Source organism: Xanthobacter wiegelii (assembly GCF_043193855.2).
Classification (GTDB): Bacteria; Pseudomonadota; Alphaproteobacteria; order Rhizobiales; family Xanthobacteraceae; genus Xanthobacter; species Xanthobacter flavus_A.
The window spans coordinates 561,325-580,474 of sequence record NZ_CM195529.1; the positions used below are offsets into that span (position 1 = coordinate 561,325).

Here is a 19,150-nt window from a genome sequence, read left to right on the forward strand (position 1 = left end):
CCTAGAGCGTTGACGCTTCAGAACATATTGATGTAGCTGTGTTTCTCGCCGCTCAAACTGGTACACATGAGCGGCCACATGGCTCTTCCTATGACACGCCCCACAAGGCGCCCTGAGTCGTCGTTCCTGACGTTCCGCAAGCGCACCCCCAAGGACATTCTCGCCAAGGCCAAGGGACAGGTCGTCACCATCGCGTTCCCGCCGGATAGCGAAGGGCAGCGAACAGCCACGTTCACGATAGGCCCAGAGATCAAGTTCTCCCTCAAGGCGCGCGACCCGGTCAACGCAAGAGCGCGAACCGGCTTTGCCGAGTCGTTCCTTGCTCAGCATTGGGACGCCATCCGCAAGGGGCCTGTCTCTCTCACCCATAAGCAGACCATCGCCCTGTCGGGGGAGGTCTACCGGCTCTTTGCCGATGGCATGGAAGACGACCCCGGTTCAACCAAGCTGTGGGATGCTGTCCTTGATGGCATCGCCGAAGCGATGGCCGGGCCTGTCGGCGGCGGTGGCCATGTGCTCATCATCGGTGACGAGCAGGAGCGCCGAGACATCCTGTTGGAAGAGCGGTTCGGCAAGCTGGCCGACCGTGTGCTGTCCGCTCATCATCTGGAGGTTGACCAAACCAGCCGCAAGGCGCTCCTGTTTCACGTTGCAATGGCGCTCAAGGACGCTGCGCTGAAGCTGGACCGGAATGTGGCTGGAGACTACCGGCCGGACCCGAATGCGGTACGGTTCGGCGGACCATTCGTGCTCACTCCGGAGACGGGGGCGGCAGCGGAGGGCGCAAAGGTTGTGACCTTCGCGAGCTTGGTAACGGGCTGGTGGAAGGAGGGTGAGGCGGCGGGCCTCTCCCGCAAGACGCACCAAGCCTACGCCAGCGCGATGGACCGTCTTGCCGAGCATGTCGGGCACAGCGACGCCGCGCGGATCACGGCAGACGACATCATCGGCCTGAAGAGCGCGCGCCTTGCCGCCGGGGTGAGCCCCAAGACGGTCAAGGACAGCGACCTTGCGGGGCTCAAGGCCATCTTCGGATGGGCTGTTGCCAACCGGCTGCTCCCCGCGAACCCGGCCGAGGGCATCACCGTGAAGCGGGTGAAGGCGCTGAAACTCCGTGGAAAGGGGCTCACTGACAAGGAAGCAGCCGCCATTCTTGCAGCCGCCTCCCGCCACCAGCGAGGGCAGGAGCGTCCGAAGACGTTCGCGGCCAAGCGGTGGGTGCCATGGCTTTGCGCCTACACCGGGGCGCGAGTGGGTGAGATAGCCCAACTCCGTAAACAGGATATTCGGCAGGAAGGCGACCATTGGGTGCTCACCCTGACGCCCGAAGCGGGCGCGGTGAAGAACAAGGAGGCGCGCGAAGTCCCCCTGCATCCGCACCTTGTCGAGATGGGCTTCCCGGAGTTCGTGAGGCAGGCGGAGAATGGCCACCTGTTCCTCACTCCGAGTCGGAGCGGGGACGTCCTGGGTCCGCTTCAGGGCGTGAAGAACCGCCTTGCCGAGTTTGCCCGTGAGGTGGTCAAAGACCCCAATGTTGCCCCGAACCATGGATGGCGCCACCGGTTCAAGACGGTGGGGCTGGAAGCGGGCGTTTCGGAACGGGTGCTGGATGCCATCTGTGGTCACGCCCCGCGAACGGTGGGAGCCGCCTACGGGGACGTGACGTTGAACGCGCGGGCGGATGGCATCGCCAAGTTCCCGAGGTATCAGATCGAAACCGAGGTCTGACCTCTCACGCCGCCAGTCGGTCGGTTGCCGTCAGTCGCTCCAGTGTCTTCGTGACCGCCTCCACCAGCTTCTCCCTCGGCTTGCCGACCTCCTGCCATTCGGCCGTGACCGCCTGCCATCCCTGATCCGTCGAGACGAACGACAGGGTATAGTCGTGATCGTCGGGCGACAGCCACGGAAGCCACGCCATCAGGGACGCGCCGGTCTCATCGGAATGAGCCTCGAACTTCCATGCCGGGAACTGGCGATTGACCAGTTCCACGGTGGTGGCGACTTCCTGGGCGGCGGCAACGAACTTCGTACGCGACATCGTGGTTTCCCCTCAGTTAACGAGGGGGATACGACTCCAGCTTGAGCTGAGCATCAAGCGTATTCGCCTGCGACATTTTTGTATCCATCAAATGTCACTGTCCGATTTACTTGAGTTTTTCCTTGTCACATTCTTGGAGCGCGCTCCTTGATGACCTGGGATGGCGTCTTAGGTGGGAACACCACCTGTGGAGTCTGGCGAGGTGCCGCAGGAGGCTGGAACGCCTTCTCACGCTCCTCCAGGGTCATCCCTTCGTCGGCCCCAAAGTTAGGACGATAGGCGAGCATCCAGCCCGTCTTGTCGTCGCTCAGGGGGATGCGGACGAAGCCGAAGCCCTTGCTGGGCAGATGGCCCTCGAACATGGCATTCAGGTCCACCTCGTTGTCCGGGATGACAACCTCCTTGCCTTCCTTGACCGTCTGCCATCGCCCATCGGTCATGCTGATCTCGCGAGACCAGATGCTCACCTTGTCACCCGGCTCGAAGACCCGGTAGTTGCCATTCTGGGCGACCGCATAGGCACCCTTGGAGACCGCGAAGGGGTGCTCGATCAGGGACACATCGTCGGCCGTGCCATTCTTCAGGAAGAACGGGGCCTTCTGGACCAACTCGTCGAGCTGGTTCTCATAGACCTTCACGGTGCTGACGTTGTCGCCGGTCTTCGGGTTGTAGACCTCCAGGCCCAACCTGATCCTAGGCACGGTCATGCCATTCTCTGTGTAGGCGGGATTGGGGGTGTCATCGAACCGAAGGACGTAGCGACCGTTCTGCGGTATCACAGACGCCCTGTTCGCCATGCGACCCACCGCCTCCTCCACAGCCTTACCCCACTCGACGCCCTGGGCGCCGCGCTCGGAGACAACCGCCATGGCGTAGTCGGTGATCCGCTCCCGGAGGTCCGGAGGCACGGTGATGTTCTCGCGAAAGAAGCCCGTGCCCAGCAACCCAGAGCCACCAAAGGTGGACTTGATGGCCGCGTTGACCTTCTTGTCGACCTCCACCTTGGCTTCACCGGGGGGCTTACCCACGACAGCCGACCAGGACTCCACGGGCTTGGCATTCCGACGCAGCTCTCCGACACGCGCAAGCGTGGCTTCAATGGGCTCACTGGTCAGCATCTTCTCGTCGGAGATGTGCTTGTAATAGCGGTACGCTTCGTCGGTCAGGTAGTTGGCCGCGAACTTCTGATCCCGCTGCTTCTCAATGGCGAACAGGAGGTTCGCAGCAGCCATCTGACCGGCCGGGTTGTCGAAGTTGACCAGGGCACCAGACACCTGGGCCTTGTAGTCCTCCGGCACGACGGTGCCAGCGCGGACCAGGATTTGGCTCACCTGGACCGGATCGGCCTTGAGGATGTTGTCCACCCCCATGACCTTCTTCATGTAGTCCGGCAGGACCTTCTTGAGCACGCTGACGTCGGTCGGAGTGGCACCCATGAGCATCTGCTGGACATGGGCGAAGTTGGCCCCTTCGGTCGCACGACGCTCTGCCTCCTTGCCCAGGAGACCTTGGATGGCCTGGATGTCGTTCGCGGCGCCATAGCGGTTCCGGGTCCGGATCAGGTCCTCACCGAAGGCCGCGAGGTCGTCGTCGTTCATCTCCTTGAGCTTCATGGCGCGCTCACGCAGGCCATTCACCGCTTCCCATTCCGCCATCGTGTTCGTCTGCTCGAAGCTGGTGACAGCCTTCTGCTGGAGCTTGGCGTAGGAGTCGGGGAAGGAGGCCGCGAAGGACTTCCCGTTGATGCCCGTGCCTTCCCGGTCGAGGACCGAGAGGATGGCCTGGGACTTGTCCGGATGGTTCTGCACGGCGGTCGCCAGCGCGTTTGCCACCATGGGGGCCGCCTCGTGGGCGTTCAGGGGGTCAAGCTTCTGGGCCGACTGGATGTAGAAGGCGATGCGCTCGGGGGAGATCGTCCCGTTGCCGGCATCAGCGTCGATGACGGCCTCCAGGTTGTCCCTGCCCTTGGCGAACTGAGCCTTTAGCCGGGACTCCATGTGGGTCCCCAGCATCGTCTCGGTGCCCTTGTAGAAGGCCGAAAGGGACATGCCCTCGAACTCCGGATCGTTGGACCCGGTGAGGTTCTTGATCGCCCATTCCTGGCGCGCCTGGGCAAGGTCGGCGTCAGGGGTCTTCTGGAGGAAGTCCTTCTGGTACCAGTCCTTGAACTCGCGGACAGCCTCCGATCCGGTCTTCTCAGCGAGGACCGTGCGGTAGGTGTCGTAGTAGTCGTAGTCCTCGGACCCAGCCTGATCCATGGTCTTGCCCGTCAGGGCATCACCCACGGCCTGACGCTTCTGCGCCATGTTCTCCTGTTCGATCCGCTTGCGGTCGCCCAGCTCGACAGCCTGCATCAACGTCTCGGCGGCCTTGTTGGTCGCGCCGAAGAAGTTGGCGAAGGACTGGGTGAGCCCGTCAAGGCCGAGGCGGCTGGACTTGAACTCGGGAACCGGCTGGGAGACCAGCTTGGAGCGCTCACTGGGGCCGGAAGGGAGACCGGGGGTTTGGACCTGTGTGCGGCCCGAACGGATTTCCTTGGCCATCAGGCTGCAAGCTCCTGGGTGATCTTGTTGAGCTTCGCCTTGCTGCCGTGGTGCTCAGTGGCAGCTAGGTCGTATGTCTCTGCGGCAGCTTCAGGGGTGTCGAAAGCACCGAGAAAGAGGCGCTTCCCGTTGACCTGGATGTGGGCAGTCCAACGGCGATAGAGTCTGTCATACGAGACGCCGCGATAATGCGGGGCGGTGGTCACTGGGAGGCGCCTTCGCGATGGGCCTTCCGCCATTCCGACAAGAGGAAGCGCAGCACATCGGTGAAGGACGTAACCTTGCCGGGACGGATGACGCGGTGGATGTCCCGGATGGTGGACATGTCGGTGGCGTCGAGGCGCGCTGTGACATGGTGGGGGTAGGCGTTGAGGGTGATTGTGTGGTCTCCTAGATATGGTGTGTTACGAAAAATTTGCGCTATATGTTGTGTTACTGAAAAACAGGGGCGCGGAAGTAGGCGCGCGGATCAGAGCGGCTCAGAAGCCCGTAGGAGTCCAAAGCGATCGCTCGGCTAGTTCCGATAGCCTGACGACGCTCCATTGACTCCTACGGGGCTCCTATTCGATCTGAGCCGGTCTCAGGCGTGGACGTAGACGTGGGTCGCCTCGGTGGGCAGAGCGTCCAGCACCAGCCGGGCCATAGGGTCGACCTTCCCGGCGAACCGGGTCACGTCCCTGAGCAGCACAGCCTTGGATTTGCAGAAGCTGCGGCTGGTCCACCGGGGGAACCCGTCCGGTGTCTTCCCTTCGCGACGCTGAAGGGCGAACTGGGCTCGATCCTTGGTGAGGATGACCCTCCAGCCGTCATTCAGGCGACAGACCCCCTTCCGGTACAGGTCTTCGGTCTCTTTGTTTCCGCCAGGGGCAGGCGCTGCGACAGGTTGGAAGCGGCCACGGCGGCGGGCCATCAGCTCCGACAGGGTGTCCGGTCCCCTGTTGGTGTCGGGGCTGGGAGGGCCGCCCATGCCGATCTCAGTGAACAGGGACGGTGCCATGGATGCCCAGTTGGGAAGCGCCCGCAGCGTCTCCATCACGGCGGGGTCGACATTGAAGTGAAGGGTGTCGACAGCTGCCAACAGATCGTCCCGCGTGGCATGGGCGCTGAGCTTACGCCACGCGCGGCGGGAGACAGTCCCCACGGCAACGTCGCGGCGCTGAATGAGCCAGGACGAACCACCCTTGGCGAGGATCACGCGGTGGCGCGGGGTCAGGACAGCGGTGACAAATCCATAATCGTCATCGCCCTCAAGGAGGCTCCTGACGGGCATGTCTTTCAGGGCGCTGGCGAGGAGCCGAGCGGCCTCCGCACGACGGGTCGTCTCGATCCTGCGCTGTCTCGCGGTGGTGCTCATGGTGTGCCTCGTGAGTGGGGATTATGGGTGGGGGCGGTGAAGGGGATGGGGGTGCCAGACCGGAGGCATCCCGAGCGGCGGACGTGCGCTCAGTGACGGCGGTGGCGTCGGAGAGACGCTTCCGGTCTGGTCTTGGGTCGGGAAGGCAATGCCCCTCGGTCGTCGCAGACATCGACCTTCGAGCGAAACGCTCTGTGAAGGGGCGCCATGTCGTCGGGTGTGGCCCGTGGTGGGCGGGGCGACATGGGAAAGGGGTCGTGACGGCTGCACACCGGAAGGCCGACTGCCCGTCCCGACCGACTCACTGTCATGCGAGCGGGGCGGGTGTCAGCCTTCCGGTGTGTCGCCGTGTTCCGAAAAAACGATGCCCGCCCACCCGACCAGACCGGCAGGGTGTTCGCTGTGTGATCCTGAGCGAGGCGGTATGTCTTTCCAGTAGGAGAGAAGAAATGACAGCAAACCATCGGGTGATGGCGAGGGCTCAGGGTGTCGAGATGTTCCCTCTGTGATCCCGAGGTGAACCGGAGAGATAGAGAACTCCTGATGGAGGGAAACTTCGTTTCTGATCCTCTAAGCAGGTATGGCTATCCGGGGTCATCAGGTGGCCCTGATGTGGGACTCTATGAGTACACATAGAGTTAATCTTTCTCACCCCCAGGGCAGTAGGAGGCAATAAATAGGGGTGCCTAAGATGCGCAGAGAAGGGCGTGGGAGTCTTGCGGGCTGTCGCCGGTAGGTGGGTGGCTCGGTCGCACCCAATCGACTCTAGCGGCCGTCTGAGGCGACGGGAGAGGGTGCCTCTTCCGCTGGGCTACATCGCGCTCAGCCTCGGTGGTCCCACGCTCGACAAGAGCCTGGAGCTTCAGGGCGTGAGCCGCGTCGTCCCGGTCGATGGTCGTGACGGTGGGACAGGGGGTCTTGGGGCGGGGCGTGGAGTGAGCTTCGAGGAAGGCGTCGATGCCTCCGTCAAAATTGTGGACCTCCACATTTTTGGATGTGGCGATCTTCGCAACACGCATGTACTGGACTGCGGTGTCGTAGGGCGCCTCACAGTTCGCCTCGATCCACGCCTTGAACTCCCCATGCTGGACCTTCTCCTTCACCTTCAGGAGATGGATACCGGCAGTCTCTGCCCAGCGGAGCATGGACCTTCCCGCGTAGATGACCTCACGGTGGGCCGTGTCGATCTTGCGGGCGTGGCCTTGAGCGCCTTGGCTCCGGTGAAGCCCATGGCGAGCAGCGTGAAGTCATCACGGGTCATGTCGAAGGAGCGAACCTGACGGGTTCCTCCGCGAGGCATTACAACGGTTTCCGACGTGGCCCCAAAATTGGGGGCACATGACGGAGCCTCACTTATCAGCGTGTCGATGTCCCTGAGGACGTGATCGTGCCGCTTCCCGAAGTATGCGGCGACGTCCTTCGAGCTGGCGACCACGAAGCGGCCCACCGTCCTCACGATGGGCTTAGCGGTGACGAGGTCTCCCATCAGTGGAACACTCCGTCCTGGCAGGGCTGACACAGGCCGGAAATCCGGTGCTCTCGTGCCGACGCCTCGTCGTTGAACATGAAGAAGCGGACCCGCGTGCCGGTCGCTTCGTCGACCAGCTCGGTTCCCCGGTGGCCGCAGAAGGGGCGCTGAGATAGGGGCTCGTCACGGGCAGGGGAAAGTGTCTCGGAATGCCTTTAGCATGACAAAGCCAACGGGGTACTGAGCTTCAGAGGGCTTGTTCGCCAAATATCGTATAAGTATGTTCTCAACTTGTTCAATGGTTATAGAAATATTTGGCGGAGGGCAGAAGAGTGGAGACCCCTTTTTCATCGTGGAAATAGCCGTGTTGGTCCAGTCTATTCCACTAGATAAACCTTCAATATATGTTCGCGCTAGTTCGGGAGAGAGCTTGAGTTGCCGCACCATGTCGGCTCCGCTCGGTTCCGCGATCACATAAGTTGTGGATGCAGCGTTAACAGCCAAAAGTACGAAAGCCGTGGTGCAAGCGCGGCGCATTCCCGGCCCTCCTCTGTGAAGCCGTGAGGATGATGACCGAGCTTCGATGGCATGGCGATGGGTGTGGCCCTGGATGTACCCACCGTCCTTGCGGATGGCGGGGAGGACGACGCGAGTGACCCAGTCCTGAAACGGCTTGGCCTGGGGCTTGTCGGAGCGGAGGATCAGCTTGTAGGGGCCGGACTAGGAGATGATGGCGTTGGGGCGTCCGCCGTACTTCCCCTCTGTGGGACGCCAGCGAGCAACCTCATCCTGACTGAGGTTGCCGAGATGTCTCACGGCACCAGCATCCATGCTCAGGCCCAGAGCCCGGCACACATCCGCCGCGACGAACCAGGGCTCTCCCCCGATGTCCACCACGCGGATGTGGTAGGTGTTCCCGTCGTGCCCGAAGGCGGGCGTCTGGAAGGTGGTCAGAGCGTTTGCTTGCCTTCCGAGCGCCGCCAGACTCGTTTGGTCGTGCCCCGCGACGTGACCTGCCACGTCAAGCTTGATCGACTCCTGCGGGCCTCTGAGTCGATCTGTGGCCTTATCGTCCGAGCACCAACACAGCGGCGACAATGAAGAAGATGACATGACCGGCAATTGCCCACAGCCCTATTCGGTCGGCGGGGTTCAGCCCCCTCGGTCCAAGGTCTGACGGGACATAGCGCCGAAGGTGACGCGGTATCTCATCCTCCCTCCGCTCGGTCATGCCTCTGCTCCCTGACCCTGAACGATCCGGTAGACACTCCCCCGGCCGATCCCAACAGCCGCAGCGATCTCCGTGGGTGTCTTCCCTTCGCGGTGGAGCTTCAACACCTCTTCCGACTTCGCCCGCGCGGTGGGCTTGCGACCGAGATATTTCCCCTCGGCCTTCGCCTTGGCGATACCCTCCCTCTGCCGCTCCAGCATCATCTCCCGCTCAAACTGCGCAAAGCCTGCGAAGATGGTGAGGATCAATCGCCCCGTCGCGCTCTTGGTGTCCACCACCTCGCCACCGAGGTTCAGCACCCGGAGACCCACGCCCTTCGCGTCGAGGTCGCGGACGATCTCCCACAAGTGGATGGTGGAGCGGGCAAGCCTGTCGATCTTGGTGATGACGAGGGTGTCACCCTCCCGCACGAACTCCAGGGCCTGCTTCAGCCTGTCCCGCTCCCCAACCGAGGACACATGCTCGGCAAACACCTTGCCGCAACCCGCCGCGTCGAGGTCGCGTCGCTGGGCTTCAAGCCCTGCTTCCTGTTCGGTGGTGGAGGTCCGCGCATATCCGACCAACATCCCCATGTGCCCTGTCTCCCGACCTTCAGTGTCCAAAAGGTCTAGAGATGAGAGTCCCATCCGTCCAGAATGTCAAGCCCATCCTATTGGACGCGATGCGGGGCGTTTCCGGACGTGTCCGCATGGGCAAGGTCTATTGGGCGTCGGCCTTCGCCTCCTCCGTCTTTGGTGGTTCGGCGCGGAAGACGATGCCGCACTTCTTTCGGATTGATACCTGTTCGATGGCTTCCATCTCGCCCTTGAGGCGGGCAAGTTCAGCCGTCTGGGCGTTGTCGCCTCCGACCATAAATGCGGCGGGCCAGAAGATGACGACAGCTACGGTGGTCACGACTGCATCGCTTGTGGCCTGCTTGTTCTGGGCGCCAGTCAGGATGATGGCTCGCGCCGAAACCCGCTCAGCCTCCTGGGCGAGTTGCAAGCAGGTGTAACTCTCGAACTGGATTGGCGAGACGTATGCTGCCGATACCTGTTCGGCGCTTTTGGCGCACGCTCCCACCACAGCCGCCAAGATAGCGGCCATTACCACTGACTTGTTACTGGACATCCCCGCCCCCGAAATGAGGTCAGGAACCTAGCACCGCGCGTTAGCGGCAGTCCACCCGAGGGACTATTTCTAGTTGGTAGGTTAAGGGATGGGCGTGGAGGCTGGACCAAGGCGCATTCTAGGGCGACGCTCAAGGCTTCCCGGTGTCCATGATGTCAACGGGGTACGGGGGGCGCTCCGGTTTCGCGTTGGGGGAACATATGTCCGCAGATCGGACTCCAATTTTCAACTTGGCCGCGAAGTCTGCCCCGTGCTAACCACATGCTTCCTTTAGGGAATGGGGGATATCCGTGAAGCTGGCTACTTTGGGCCTCATCGCACTCGCCGCTGCCGTCCTGGCCACTCCAGCGCGATCCCAGAGCGGTCTCAATGTACAGAACCCGTACAGCTACGGGTCGTCCACCTATGGCCGAAGCACTGGGCCTGTCCATGTGAACCCCTATACGAGGAACGACGGAACCAGCGTGCAGGGACACTACCGCTCTGCTCCCGACAGCAACCCGTATAACAACTGGTCAACCCAAGGAAACACGAACCCGTACACGGGACGACAGGGAACGAAGTCCCCATATGGGTACTGAGAGACACACCTCAATTTTATTTGAGAAATACCTCTTGACAAGGTCCAGAGGAGCTCTACCTATAAGGTATCGTATCGATTGAATGTGAGTTTGCTCTCTTGAATTGGAATATAAATTCCATTCTAGATAGAGTCCTTATCGTGATGACCTTTCGATGAGAGCTTGAGGCTCTTAGTTCTCATCGAGATTGCCTCATGGCCTGCGCCTTCATGCACTCCGATAGATAGACAGCTGGGGTGGCGTTTTCTGCCACTGCATAGTCAACCCCATTGCCATTCATCATAAGCTCATGGTCAGTCGCCAGTCTCCTTGGCCGGTGGCTGAGGCAATGGGGGTACGCTGGTTCGAGTGCGCTGTTAGGACTCGAACTCATGCAGCTTGCGACGTGGCCACCTCACTGGTACACATCGGCCTCCTCGTGGCGGCTAAAAACCCAGTAAAATCAATGATGGATGGCTGGATTAGGGCCAATCCTCTCCTGGGCACCATTTACCCTTCCGGATAAGTCCCAAAAGCTCCGAAAACCCTTACAAACACTCGATTCTCCGGTCCAGTAGGTTCCGGGGGTGTCTGGGGGTATCCGTTGGCAGCCGGCAAATTTGGGGGTATTTTTGGGGGTATCGGAAACGTACCCCCACTGAGGGCGACCCCCAATGCCCCTGACCGACACGGCCATCCGCGCGGCCAAGGCCGGCGACAAGCCCTATAAGCTGGCGGACGGTGGCGGTCTCTATCTCCTGGTGAATCCGACCGGCTCCCGCCTCTGGCGGTTGAAGTACCGGATCGAGGGCAAGGAGAAGCTCCTCGCCATAGGCCCCTATCCCGAGGTGACGCTGGCCAAGGCGCGGGAGCGGCGCGACGACGCCAAGAAGGCGATCATAGACGGCGCCGACCCCTCCGCCCTCAAGAAGCAGTCACGGGAGGAGGCGAAGGCGGCACTGGCCAACACCTTCCGTGCGGTGGCCGAGGAACACCTCGCCAAGCTGGAGCGCGAGGGGCTTGCTGATATCACGCTGGGGAAGCGGCGTTGGCTGCTTGGGTTCGCATACCCCCATTTCGGGGACCGGGATATCGGCGGTGTCAGCTCGGCCGACGTGCTGGTGGCGCTGCGGGAGATCGAGGCCAAGGGCCACCATGAGACGGCGCGGCGGATGCGTTCCGTCATCGGCTCGGTTTTCCGCTACGCCATCGCCACCGCCCGAATCGAGAACGACCCGACCTTCGCCCTTCGCGGCGCCCTGACCACGCCGAAGGTGCAGCATCGATCTGCTGTCACCACCGCGACCGAGCTGGGCAAGCTCCTCAAGGCGATCCACGGATATGGAGGGCAGCCGGCGACGCGCGCCGCGCTGCGGCTTATGCCGCTGCTGTTCCCCCGCCCTGGCGAGCTGCGCGCGGCGCGGTGGTCCGAATTCGACCTCGACAAGGCGATTTGGTCCATTCCGGCCGAACGCATGAAGATGCGCCGGCCCCACCGCATCCCGCTGCCGCCGCAGGCGGTGGCCATCCTGCGCGAGCTTCACGCGGTGACGGCGGAGGAGGATTTCGCCTTCCCCTGCATCGGCGCGGCGAAGAAGCCGATCAGCGAGAACACCCTCAACTTCGCCCTGCGCCGTCTCGGCTTCGGCCCGGGTATCGCCACCGCCCACGGCTTCCGCGCTACCGCCTCGACGCTCTTGAACGAGAGTGGGCGGTGGCATGCCGACGCTATCGAGCGCCAGCTCGCCCATGCGGAGAACAATGAGGTGCGCCGGGCGTACCTGCGGGGCGAGCATTGGGAGGAGCGGGTGCGGATGATGGCGTGGTGGGCGGATTATCTGGATGCGCTGCGGGAGGCCGCGGACTGAACCAATCAGACCTCCGCTGATTGCATCGGATTGTGCATGGCTTCGCCGGACGGCGTTGGACTTGCTGCGCGTTAGACGGAAACTATGCCAGCGAATCAACTGGCGGTACGGCTATGTCCGATCTGGAGCGTTGGCGCCTCGTAAAGCAGTTCACCATTTATCAGGCCGCTCTTCTTAGCCACGGCTACGATCCTGCGTCGGTGTATGGAATCGAATTTGAGCGGTGGCCCGTTTCGGTGCGCCATGCGACGCTTCCGACAATAAACGCTCTTAAACACGCGATATTTGATCGAACTATCCCCCTTGTAAGGGAGGTGTACTGCGATTCTTTTGGAAATGATGTAGATTTATCAGAAAGTCTAATCCACAGTAAGCGGATTCATCAATGGTATTTTGAGCATGATATGTATGATTTATTCTTCAGGATTAAACCTAAACCTGCTCATGAGGTCGATGATCCGCGAGGTCTGTTCTATGCGCCGAAGCTCGCCGCTGCGAATGCCGCTTGGCGGGCCGTGACCGCTGACCCCAAGCGCCTGCGGGGCAAATCTGTGAAGCAGGCCTTGCAGGAGTGGCTCGAAGAGCACGCCGCCGAATACGGGCTTCTTCACAAGGGCAAGCCGAACGCCACCGGCATCGAGGATATTGCCAAGGTCGCGAACTGGCGGCCCAACGGCGGCGCTCCGGCTACCCCTGAGGATGCGCCAGAACCTCCGGGTGGGTTTAGTCAAACCAGCCCCTTGGATCAGGAAAACCCCTACTCTGGTTCGTTCGGTTCCGACCTTGACGACGAGATACCTTTCTAGGGGACTTGGGGTATCTCTCGGCCAAATTAATCGACTGAACAACCTACGTTTTTTCAAATTCGCCCGGCTATTTTAGCGCCCGCGTCGCGCCCATCCTTCCGTCCATGTCCACTCGGACCCGGATGGAGCCAATGAGCAGCAACGACACGACGACCCGCCCCTCTCTCCTGCGCCTGGAGGCCGTGAAGGCCCGCACCTGTCTCAGCCGCAGCACCATCTACGCCTATATGCGGGAGGGGCGCTTTCCGCAGCCGGTAGCCCTCACCGAGCGGTGCGTCGCCTGGATCGAGGCGGAGATCGACGGCTGGATTGCCGACCGCATCGCGACGGGGCGGAGGGGGTGAAGGGGATGCGCGCCCGCAAGCCGCGCCGGTGCTCGCCGCAGAGGGTGAAACAGGGCACCACCTATGAAGTGGCCGAAGTTGCCAAGCTCCTCGGCATCCACCGCAACACGGTGCGGCGGTGGCTCAAGGAGGGGCTCGGTGCGATCGATGACCGGCGCCCCCTTCTGATCCATGGCTCTGCCCTCAAGGTTTTCCTTGCCAAGCGGCGGGTGAGCCGGCGCCACACATGCCGCCCCGGCGAGTTCTATTGCTTCCGCTGTCGGGTGCCGCGCGCGCCGTGGGGCGGAACGGCGGACCTGTCATTCCGCAATGAGAAGGTCGCCCGCCTTGCGGCCCTCTGCGCCTCCTGCGGAACCCCCATGCACCGCACCGTGCGGCGGGCCGACCTGCCGGCCCTCGGCGCCCTGATCGATCTGCACACGCTGGCGCCGGAACGAATGAATGGTTGTTCCGACCCCAATGCAAACCGTGCTTTCGAGGAGGTGTGACGCGATGACGAGACTGAACCCGTCCAATGAGCGCCTGAAGAGGGACTATATCCGCTATCTGAAGGAAGCCAAGGGCAAGAGCGAGGCGACGCTCGATGCCGTGCGCAAGGCCCTCGCCCGCTATGAGGCATACACGGCCGCAAAGGACTTCAAGACCTTCCGGCGCGAACAGGCCATCGGCTTCAAGACCCGGTTGGCCGAGACCGAGGGTGTGCGCACCGGCGAGGGCCTGAGCGCGTCCACGCAGGCCAGCACGCTCACCGCACTGAAGGACTTTTTCACCTGGCTGTCGTGGCAACCCGGCTTCAAGTCCAAGGTCCACATGGCGGACATCGACTATCTGTCGCCCTCGAACAAGGATGCCGCGCGGGCCAAGGCGGCGATGTTGCGGGCCTTCCCCAGCCTCGAACAGGTGCGCGCCACTGTTGCCGCCATGCCGGGGGAGACGGTCATCGACCGGCGCAACCGCGCCCTGGTCGCCTTCACGCTCCTGACCGGCATCCGCGACCGTGCGCTGGTGTCGCTGTCGCTCCGCCACGTGGACACGTCCGGCAAGGCTCCGGTGGTGACGCAGGACCCCAACAGCGTCGAGACCAAGTTCGCCAAGGCCATCGTCACCTACTTCTTCCCAGTGGGCGAGGACCTCGCCGCTATCGCGCTCGCCTGGATCGAGGAGTTGCGCAAGGTCCACCTGTTCGGCCCGGCCGACCCGCTCTTTCCCCGCACGCGCATGGGCCTTGGCGACGGTGGCGGCTTCGCGCCGGTGGGCATCGAGCGGGAGCACTGGAGCAACGCATCGCCGGTGCGGGAGATTTTCCGCAAAGCCTTCGAGCGCGCGGGCCTGCCCTATTTCCCGCCCCACGCCTTCCGCCACACCCTCGGCCATCTGGCGCAAACTATGTGCCGGACCCCGGAGGAGCTGAAGGCCTGGAGCCAGAACCTCGGCCACGAAAACATCGCCACCACGCTCACCTCCTACGGCCGAATCGACCCCCACCGGCAGGGCGAGGTGATGGGGCGGATGGGAGAGCAAGCCCCCATCGGCGACGATGATACGCTGGCGCAGATCGGCGCCTTGCTGGCCAGGCGAAGAGGGAGTGATTTGGTCGCCTAGGCGCAGGCCTTGATTGAGATAGGTTGGAAGCATCGAAACATAATGCGCTTTGCCGGTCGGGCGTCTGCGGGTATTGAGCGGGTTGATGCAGGGGGAAGCCTTGTCCGATTCAGCCTCGTTCATTTCCGGCGCGCTGTTCACGACCGACTACCTCGCGGACGCGATCAAGCATACTGAAGCCTATCGCTCCGTTGACGCTGCCGGCCTTCGCGCCCGTTTGGCCGAAATCGCTGTTCCGTTCCCCAAGAGCATCCGAACCAACGAAAGCCAGACCGAAGACGACTTCATATGGCCTGTGCTCGGTGCCCTTGGCTGGTCCGATAGCCTCCGGCAACAGAATCTGACCGCCAGCGGCCGGGACGATGTACCGGACGGTCTGCTGTTCGCCGATGCCGCATCGAAGCTGGCGGCCAATGCACAGGTCGAACAATGGCGCCGATATGCACATGGCCTCTGCGTGGTGGAGTGCAAGCGGTGGGCTCGGCCCCTTGACCGTGCATCAGGTAAGGATGAGACCACCGCGCCGTCCACGCAGATGCTGCGATATTTGCGGCGCATCGACGACCTAACCGCTGGCCGGCTGCGTTGGGGTATCCTTACCAACGGTTCGCGGTGGCGGCTCTACTGGGCTGGTGCGCGCTCGGTGTCAGAACAGTTTCTGGAGATCGACCTTTCCCGCGTCCTCGCGCTCGATGGTGCTGACCTCTTCGCCAGCGATGCGGATCGCGAGCATTGGCTGCGCGTGTTTGCCGTCCTGTTCTCGCGTGAAGCGTTCCTCGGCACAGGTGTCGATCGGCGAACCTTCCACGAGCGCGCCCGCGCGGATGCTGCCTTCTATGAGGAGAAGGTCGCCTCTAGCCTGTCGGAGCTGGTGTTCACCACCGTTTTCCCCAACCTAGCCAGTGCCATCGCCGAAGCCGCCCCAGACGCACCTCTAACCGAGGTGCGGGACGCTGCGCTGGTGCTGCTTTATCGACTGCTGTTCCTGCTCTATGCTGAAGACCGCGCGCTGTTGCCGGTGAACGACAAACGCTATGACGACTATGCCTTGCGCAATTTGCGGCTCGACGTGGGCAGGCGTGTGTCGAATGGTGATGCCTTCTCCACGAGTGCCACTCGCATTTTCGGGCATGTGGCGGACTTGGCGCGCATCATCGACCGGGGCGATACCAGCGTTGGCATTCCGCCTTACAATGGCGGCTTGTTCGCTACCGAGGGGGCGCCCCTTCTCGCGCGAGTGAGCATCGGCGATGCCGTTATGGCTGGTGCCCTCGATGCCATTTCCTTCGAGCGTTCCACCGGAGAACGGCGATATATCAATTATCGCGACCTATCGGTGCAGCAACTTGGTTCAATCTATGAACGCCTATTAGAGTTCGAGCTGTTCCGTGGCGACGGCGGCACTCTCTCAGTGCGTCCAAATTTGTTCGCCCGTAAGAACAGCGGAAGTTATTACACGCCGGATGACCTCGTGGGTCTAATCCTCAGTGAGACATTGGAGCCACTAATCTCAGAGCGGCTTGCGGCCTTCCACGCGGCGCTAAATAAACTCGACCCGGAAGAATCTGAATTGGTGCGCCGCCGCGAACTACGAGAGGTCGACCCGGCCGAGGCGATCCTGCGGCTGCGCATCTGTGACCCCGCCATGGGCTCCGGCCACTTCCTGGTGAGCCTCGTGGATATGCTCGCTGACCATGTGCTCGATGCCATGGCGGAAGCGGCAGCGCAGGGCAGGAGCCTTGGCTATGTTTCGCCGCTCGCGGAAAAGATCGAGGATATTCGCACTACCATCCTGCGCAACGCCCGCGCAGCGAAATGGGCAATCGACGAAGCTCAGCTCGATGACCGGCATATTGTCCGACGGATGGTCCTCAAGCGCTGCATCTATGGGGTGGACAAGAATCCCATGGCGGTCGAGTTGGCGAAGGTCGCCCTTTGGCTCCACACCTTCACAGTCGGTGCGCCCCTCTCATTCATCGACCATCATCTGCGCGCAGGCGACAGCTTGTTCGGCTTGTGGGTGCGCGACGCCATCGACAAGGCAGCGGCCTGGGGCGGCGGAGAATTGCTCTACGTCAAGGAATTGAAGGAGGCCCAGTCAGCCGCCGCTGCCATGCAACTTATCGAGCGGGCGGTAGACGTCGAAATTGCCGAGGCCCACCAGTCCGCGGCTACCTTTTTCGGCATCAAGGCGCAGGTTGGCCCGCTCGACGCCTTCGTTTCCTTGCTCCACGCGCTGGACTGGCTGGATCTGAAGGCGCGTGAAGACAAGGCGGCTGTGCGGGCGTGGCTCGATGGCCAGTTCGGTAATCCAATTGAAATTGCCTTGGGCAGGGCGCGACCGATACGCGACCGTGCGCGGCGCGAGGAAGGGGAGCGCTTTTCTGCCGTTTTGGAGCGCGCCCACGCACTAATCGCCGAAGAGCGCTTTCTGAACTGGCAGATCGCCTTTCCCGGAGTGTGGTCCAACTGGGAAGAAAGGGAGCGCGAAGGCGGCTTCGACGCGGTGGTGGGCAATCCGCCTTGGGATCGGATCAAGTTGCAACAGGTCGAATGGTTCGCCGCGCGGCGGCCAGATATTGCCTCTGAGCCGCGCGCGGCAGATCGAAAGCAACGCGTCGATGAGTTGGTTGAATCTGGCGATCCCTTAGCTTCCGAATTCCTCATTGCCGAGCAACGAGCAAACGATATGCTGCGGATGGCTCGGCACAGCAGCGGAAAATCACTAAAAAAAACCGAGAGTGGAAAACGAACTGCAGCTCCTTCGGACCATTACCCTCTGTTAAGTGGGGGTGACATCAATCTCTACAGCCTATTTGTGGAGCGCGCCCATGCGTTGGTAAAATCAAACGGTATGGTGGGACTTTTAGTTCCTATCGGCATCGGCGCTGACAAAACCAGTGCAGACTACATTTCAAACATCACCGAGAATCAGCAGCTTAAAGCGTTTCTTGCGTTTGAAAACAAACGCCGCTGGCTATTTAAAGACGTCCATGCGGAGGATCAGCCTACCATTATTGTCTCATCTAACCCAGGGCGGCGCTACTCTAGGTTTCGATATGCCGTAAAACTACATGTTATGCCAAATGAAAAGTCAGATCCAACTGTCATGATGGATGCTGAAACGCTCAAGGCTGTAAATCCAAATACTGGAACTGTTCCAATATTCCGTTCGGCTGAAGACGCTCGCCTTGTTTCGGCGGCTTATGCACGGACGCCAGTTTTCGTAAGAAAATCGGGTCAAGGCGATCAATGCGACTGGAACACGCGATACCTTACTATGTTTCATATGACAAATGACAGTAAGTTGTTTCGGGACAAGAAGGAACTCGAGAATGAGGAAGGCGCATGGTATATTGGAAATCAACGCTTTCAATCTAGCAATGGTGTTTGGCTGCCATTGTATGAGGGGAAGAGCGTACAAATTTATAATCATCGCTACGCTTCTATTGTTACGCCAGTCGGGTCAATTAGTGGTCAAGGGCAGGCAATACACTCAACACTTGATGAGCTTGCTTCGCCTGAATTTTTGCCCACACCTCGCTACTGGGTAAGCGCTAGTAAGGTCGATGCGATCAGGCGTGGCTACGCCATTGGATTTAATGACGTCTGCAATACCAATAATGCGCGGTCGTTGATTGCTGCTATTGTTCCGCATGTAGCGGCCGGAAATAAACTTCCAATTCTAGATGGTCTAGATGCGCCGGAAGCAGCATTATTGATTGGAAATCTGAATTCGATACCATGTGACTACTTTGCGCGAAACAAAATTCAAAGCCGTAATCTGAACAAGTATATCCTTGAGCAACTCCCAATTCTGCCTCCCGTGGCGTACGCTCGGAATTTCGGCCCCAAATCGGCAGCGGCGATCGTGCGTGATGCCGTGCTCGAATTGACCTACACCGCGCACGACATTGCGCTTTTTGCGCGCGACATGGGCCATGTGGATGCGTCAGGCGCAGTGCTGCCGCCCTTCAGGTGGAATGAGGGCCGCCGTCTCAAGCTGCGCGCTAAGCTCGATGCTCTCTATTTCATCCTCTACGGCCTATTTGATTCCGCCTCCCCTGCGCAGAGTCGCGACGATATCCGATATATTTTCTCGACATTCCCTATAGTGGAACGAGACGAGGTGGCGAAATATGGTCAATATCGCAGTCGGGATTTGGCTTTGGCCTGGATCAACGCGCTCCTGGCAGGGCAACCAGACGCGGAGATAGAGTAACTCG

Annotated in this window: 17 protein-coding genes and 1 pseudogene; 7 read left to right on the forward strand and 11 right to left on the reverse strand. The window is 61.2% G+C overall.

The features are described from left to right. Positions 1 to 78: 78 nt before the first annotated feature. Positions 79 to 1,728 carry a tyrosine-type recombinase/integrase gene (locus V5F63_RS02550; RefSeq protein ID WP_394101488.1) on the forward strand — a complete coding sequence of 550 codons (1,650 nt, stop codon included), beginning with the start codon at positions 79 to 81 and terminating at the stop codon, positions 1,726 to 1,728. 4 nt (positions 1,729 to 1,732) lie between these two features. Here V5F63_RS02550 and V5F63_RS02555 read toward each other — a convergent pair whose 3' ends face one another. The 11 genes and pseudogenes from V5F63_RS02555 to V5F63_RS02605 form a co-directional block, all read right to left on the reverse strand. Beyond that, the gene (locus V5F63_RS02555) at positions 1,733 to 2,038 is read right to left on the reverse strand and encodes a hypothetical protein (protein WP_394101489.1); all 306 of its coding nucleotides are present in this window, start codon (positions 2,036 to 2,038) and stop codon (positions 1,733 to 1,735) included. Between the two features lie 125 nt (positions 2,039 to 2,163). Beyond that, entirely contained in the window at positions 2,164 to 4,581 is a 2,418-nt protein-coding gene (locus V5F63_RS02560; RefSeq protein WP_394101490.1) for a hypothetical protein, read from the reverse strand. Further along, positions 4,581 to 4,787 carry an AP2 domain-containing protein gene (locus tag V5F63_RS02565; RefSeq protein ID WP_394101491.1) on the reverse strand — a complete coding sequence of 69 codons (207 nt, stop codon included), beginning with the start codon at positions 4,785 to 4,787 and terminating at the stop codon, positions 4,581 to 4,583. Before V5F63_RS02565 ends, V5F63_RS02560 begins: the two co-directional genes overlap by 1 nt. Beyond that, complete coding sequence (locus tag V5F63_RS02570; RefSeq protein WP_394101492.1) at positions 4,784 to 4,906, reverse strand: hypothetical protein; 123 nt, start codon at positions 4,904 to 4,906, stop codon at positions 4,784 to 4,786. Before V5F63_RS02570 ends, V5F63_RS02565 begins: the two co-directional genes overlap by 4 nt. 255 nt (positions 4,907 to 5,161) lie before the next feature. Next, positions 5,162 to 5,935, reverse strand: a complete 774-nt coding sequence (locus V5F63_RS02575; protein WP_394101493.1) for a hypothetical protein — start codon at positions 5,933 to 5,935, stop codon at positions 5,162 to 5,164. A 686-nt stretch (positions 5,936 to 6,621) separates the two neighbouring features. Further along, positions 6,622 to 7,080: a hypothetical protein gene (locus V5F63_RS02580; RefSeq protein WP_394101494.1), complete on the reverse strand. Its 459-nt coding sequence runs from the start codon at positions 7,078 to 7,080 to the stop codon at positions 6,622 to 6,624. Next, positions 7,041 to 7,421: a Rha family transcriptional regulator gene (locus V5F63_RS02585; protein WP_394101495.1), complete on the reverse strand. Its 381-nt coding sequence runs from the start codon at positions 7,419 to 7,421 to the stop codon at positions 7,041 to 7,043. Before V5F63_RS02585 ends, V5F63_RS02580 begins: the two co-directional genes overlap by 40 nt. A 165-nt stretch (positions 7,422 to 7,586) precedes the next feature. Next, complete coding sequence (locus V5F63_RS02590; protein WP_394101601.1) at positions 7,587 to 7,940, reverse strand: Rap1a/Tai family immunity protein; 354 nt, start codon at positions 7,938 to 7,940, stop codon at positions 7,587 to 7,589. 66 nt (positions 7,941 to 8,006) lie between these two features. After that, a pseudogene (locus V5F63_RS02595) lies at positions 8,007 to 8,516 on the reverse strand (BRO-N domain-containing protein); the annotation flags it as partial. A 114-nt stretch (positions 8,517 to 8,630) separates the two neighbouring features. Continuing rightward, a complete protein-coding gene (locus tag V5F63_RS02600; RefSeq protein WP_394101496.1) occupies positions 8,631 to 9,206 on the reverse strand; it encodes a recombinase family protein in 576 nt (191 codons plus the stop codon). 127 nt (positions 9,207 to 9,333) lie between these two features. Then, positions 9,334 to 9,744: a hypothetical protein gene (locus tag V5F63_RS02605; protein ID WP_394101497.1), complete on the reverse strand. Its 411-nt coding sequence runs from the start codon at positions 9,742 to 9,744 to the stop codon at positions 9,334 to 9,336. Between the two features lie 1,234 nt (positions 9,745 to 10,978). Here V5F63_RS02605 and V5F63_RS02610 point away from each other — a divergent pair. The 6 genes from V5F63_RS02610 (at position 10,979) to V5F63_RS02635 (ending at position 19,146) form a co-directional block, all read left to right on the forward strand. Beyond that, entirely contained in the window at positions 10,979 to 12,172 is a 1,194-nt protein-coding gene (locus V5F63_RS02610; RefSeq protein ID WP_394101498.1) for a tyrosine-type recombinase/integrase, read from the forward strand. A gap of 113 nt (positions 12,173 to 12,285) precedes the next feature. Continuing rightward, positions 12,286 to 12,978 (forward strand): hypothetical protein, encoded by a 693-nt coding sequence (locus V5F63_RS02615; protein WP_394101499.1) that lies wholly within the window; start codon positions 12,286 to 12,288, stop codon positions 12,976 to 12,978. Positions 12,979 to 13,109: 131 nt separating this feature from the next. Further along, positions 13,110 to 13,322: a helix-turn-helix transcriptional regulator gene (locus tag V5F63_RS02620; RefSeq protein WP_245327332.1), complete on the forward strand. Its 213-nt coding sequence runs from the start codon at positions 13,110 to 13,112 to the stop codon at positions 13,320 to 13,322. Positions 13,323 to 13,327: 5 nt separating this feature from the next. Continuing rightward, complete coding sequence (locus V5F63_RS02625) at positions 13,328 to 13,810, forward strand: helix-turn-helix domain-containing protein (protein ID WP_394101500.1); 483 nt, start codon at positions 13,328 to 13,330, stop codon at positions 13,808 to 13,810. A 4-nt stretch (positions 13,811 to 13,814) separates the two neighbouring features. After that, the gene (locus V5F63_RS02630) at positions 13,815 to 14,924 is read left to right on the forward strand and encodes a tyrosine-type recombinase/integrase (protein ID WP_394101501.1); all 1,110 of its coding nucleotides are present in this window, start codon (positions 13,815 to 13,817) and stop codon (positions 14,922 to 14,924) included. Positions 14,925 to 15,024: 100 nt separating this feature from the next. Further along, positions 15,025 to 19,146, forward strand: a complete 4,122-nt coding sequence (locus tag V5F63_RS02635) for an Eco57I restriction-modification methylase domain-containing protein (RefSeq protein WP_394101502.1) — start codon at positions 15,025 to 15,027, stop codon at positions 19,144 to 19,146. Positions 19,147 to 19,150 lie beyond the last annotated feature (4 nt).

Excerpts from the sequence above, each read along its gene's own strand:
- V5F63_RS02550 (WP_394101488.1), top strand. The coding sequence starts at position 79 with ATGGCTCTTCCTATGACACGCCCCACAAGGCGCCCTGAGTCGTCGTTC.
- V5F63_RS02555 (WP_394101489.1), bottom strand. The coding sequence starts at position 2,038 with ATGTCGCGTACGAAGTTCGTTGCCGCCGCCCAGGAAGTCGCCACCACC.
- V5F63_RS02560 (WP_394101490.1), bottom strand. The coding sequence starts at position 4,581 with ATGGCCAAGGAAATCCGTTCGGGCCGCACACAGGTCCAAACCCCCGGT.
- V5F63_RS02570 (WP_394101492.1), bottom strand. The coding sequence starts at position 4,906 with ATGTCCACCATCCGGGACATCCACCGCGTCATCCGTCCCGGCAAGGTT.
- V5F63_RS02575 (WP_394101493.1), bottom strand. The coding sequence starts at position 5,935 with ATGAGCACCACCGCGAGACAGCGCAGGATCGAGACGACCCGTCGTGCG.
- V5F63_RS02580 (WP_394101494.1), bottom strand. The coding sequence starts at position 7,080 with ATGCTCCGCTGGGCAGAGACTGCCGGTATCCATCTCCTGAAGGTGAAG.
- V5F63_RS02585 (WP_394101495.1), bottom strand. The coding sequence starts at position 7,421 with ATGGGAGACCTCGTCACCGCTAAGCCCATCGTGAGGACGGTGGGCCGC.
- V5F63_RS02590 (WP_394101601.1), bottom strand. The coding sequence starts at position 7,940 with ATGCGCCGCGCTTGCACCACGGCTTTCGTACTTTTGGCTGTTAACGCT.
- V5F63_RS02600 (WP_394101496.1), bottom strand. The coding sequence starts at position 9,206 with ATGGGGATGTTGGTCGGATATGCGCGGACCTCCACCACCGAACAGGAA.
- V5F63_RS02605 (WP_394101497.1), bottom strand. The coding sequence starts at position 9,744 with ATGTCCAGTAACAAGTCAGTGGTAATGGCCGCTATCTTGGCGGCTGTG.
- V5F63_RS02610 (WP_394101498.1), top strand. The coding sequence starts at position 10,979 with ATGCCCCTGACCGACACGGCCATCCGCGCGGCCAAGGCCGGCGACAAG.
- V5F63_RS02615 (WP_394101499.1), top strand. The coding sequence starts at position 12,286 with ATGTCCGATCTGGAGCGTTGGCGCCTCGTAAAGCAGTTCACCATTTAT.
- V5F63_RS02620 (WP_245327332.1), top strand. The coding sequence starts at position 13,110 with ATGAGCAGCAACGACACGACGACCCGCCCCTCTCTCCTGCGCCTGGAG.
- V5F63_RS02625 (WP_394101500.1), top strand. The coding sequence starts at position 13,328 with ATGCGCGCCCGCAAGCCGCGCCGGTGCTCGCCGCAGAGGGTGAAACAG.
- V5F63_RS02630 (WP_394101501.1), top strand. The coding sequence starts at position 13,815 with ATGACGAGACTGAACCCGTCCAATGAGCGCCTGAAGAGGGACTATATC.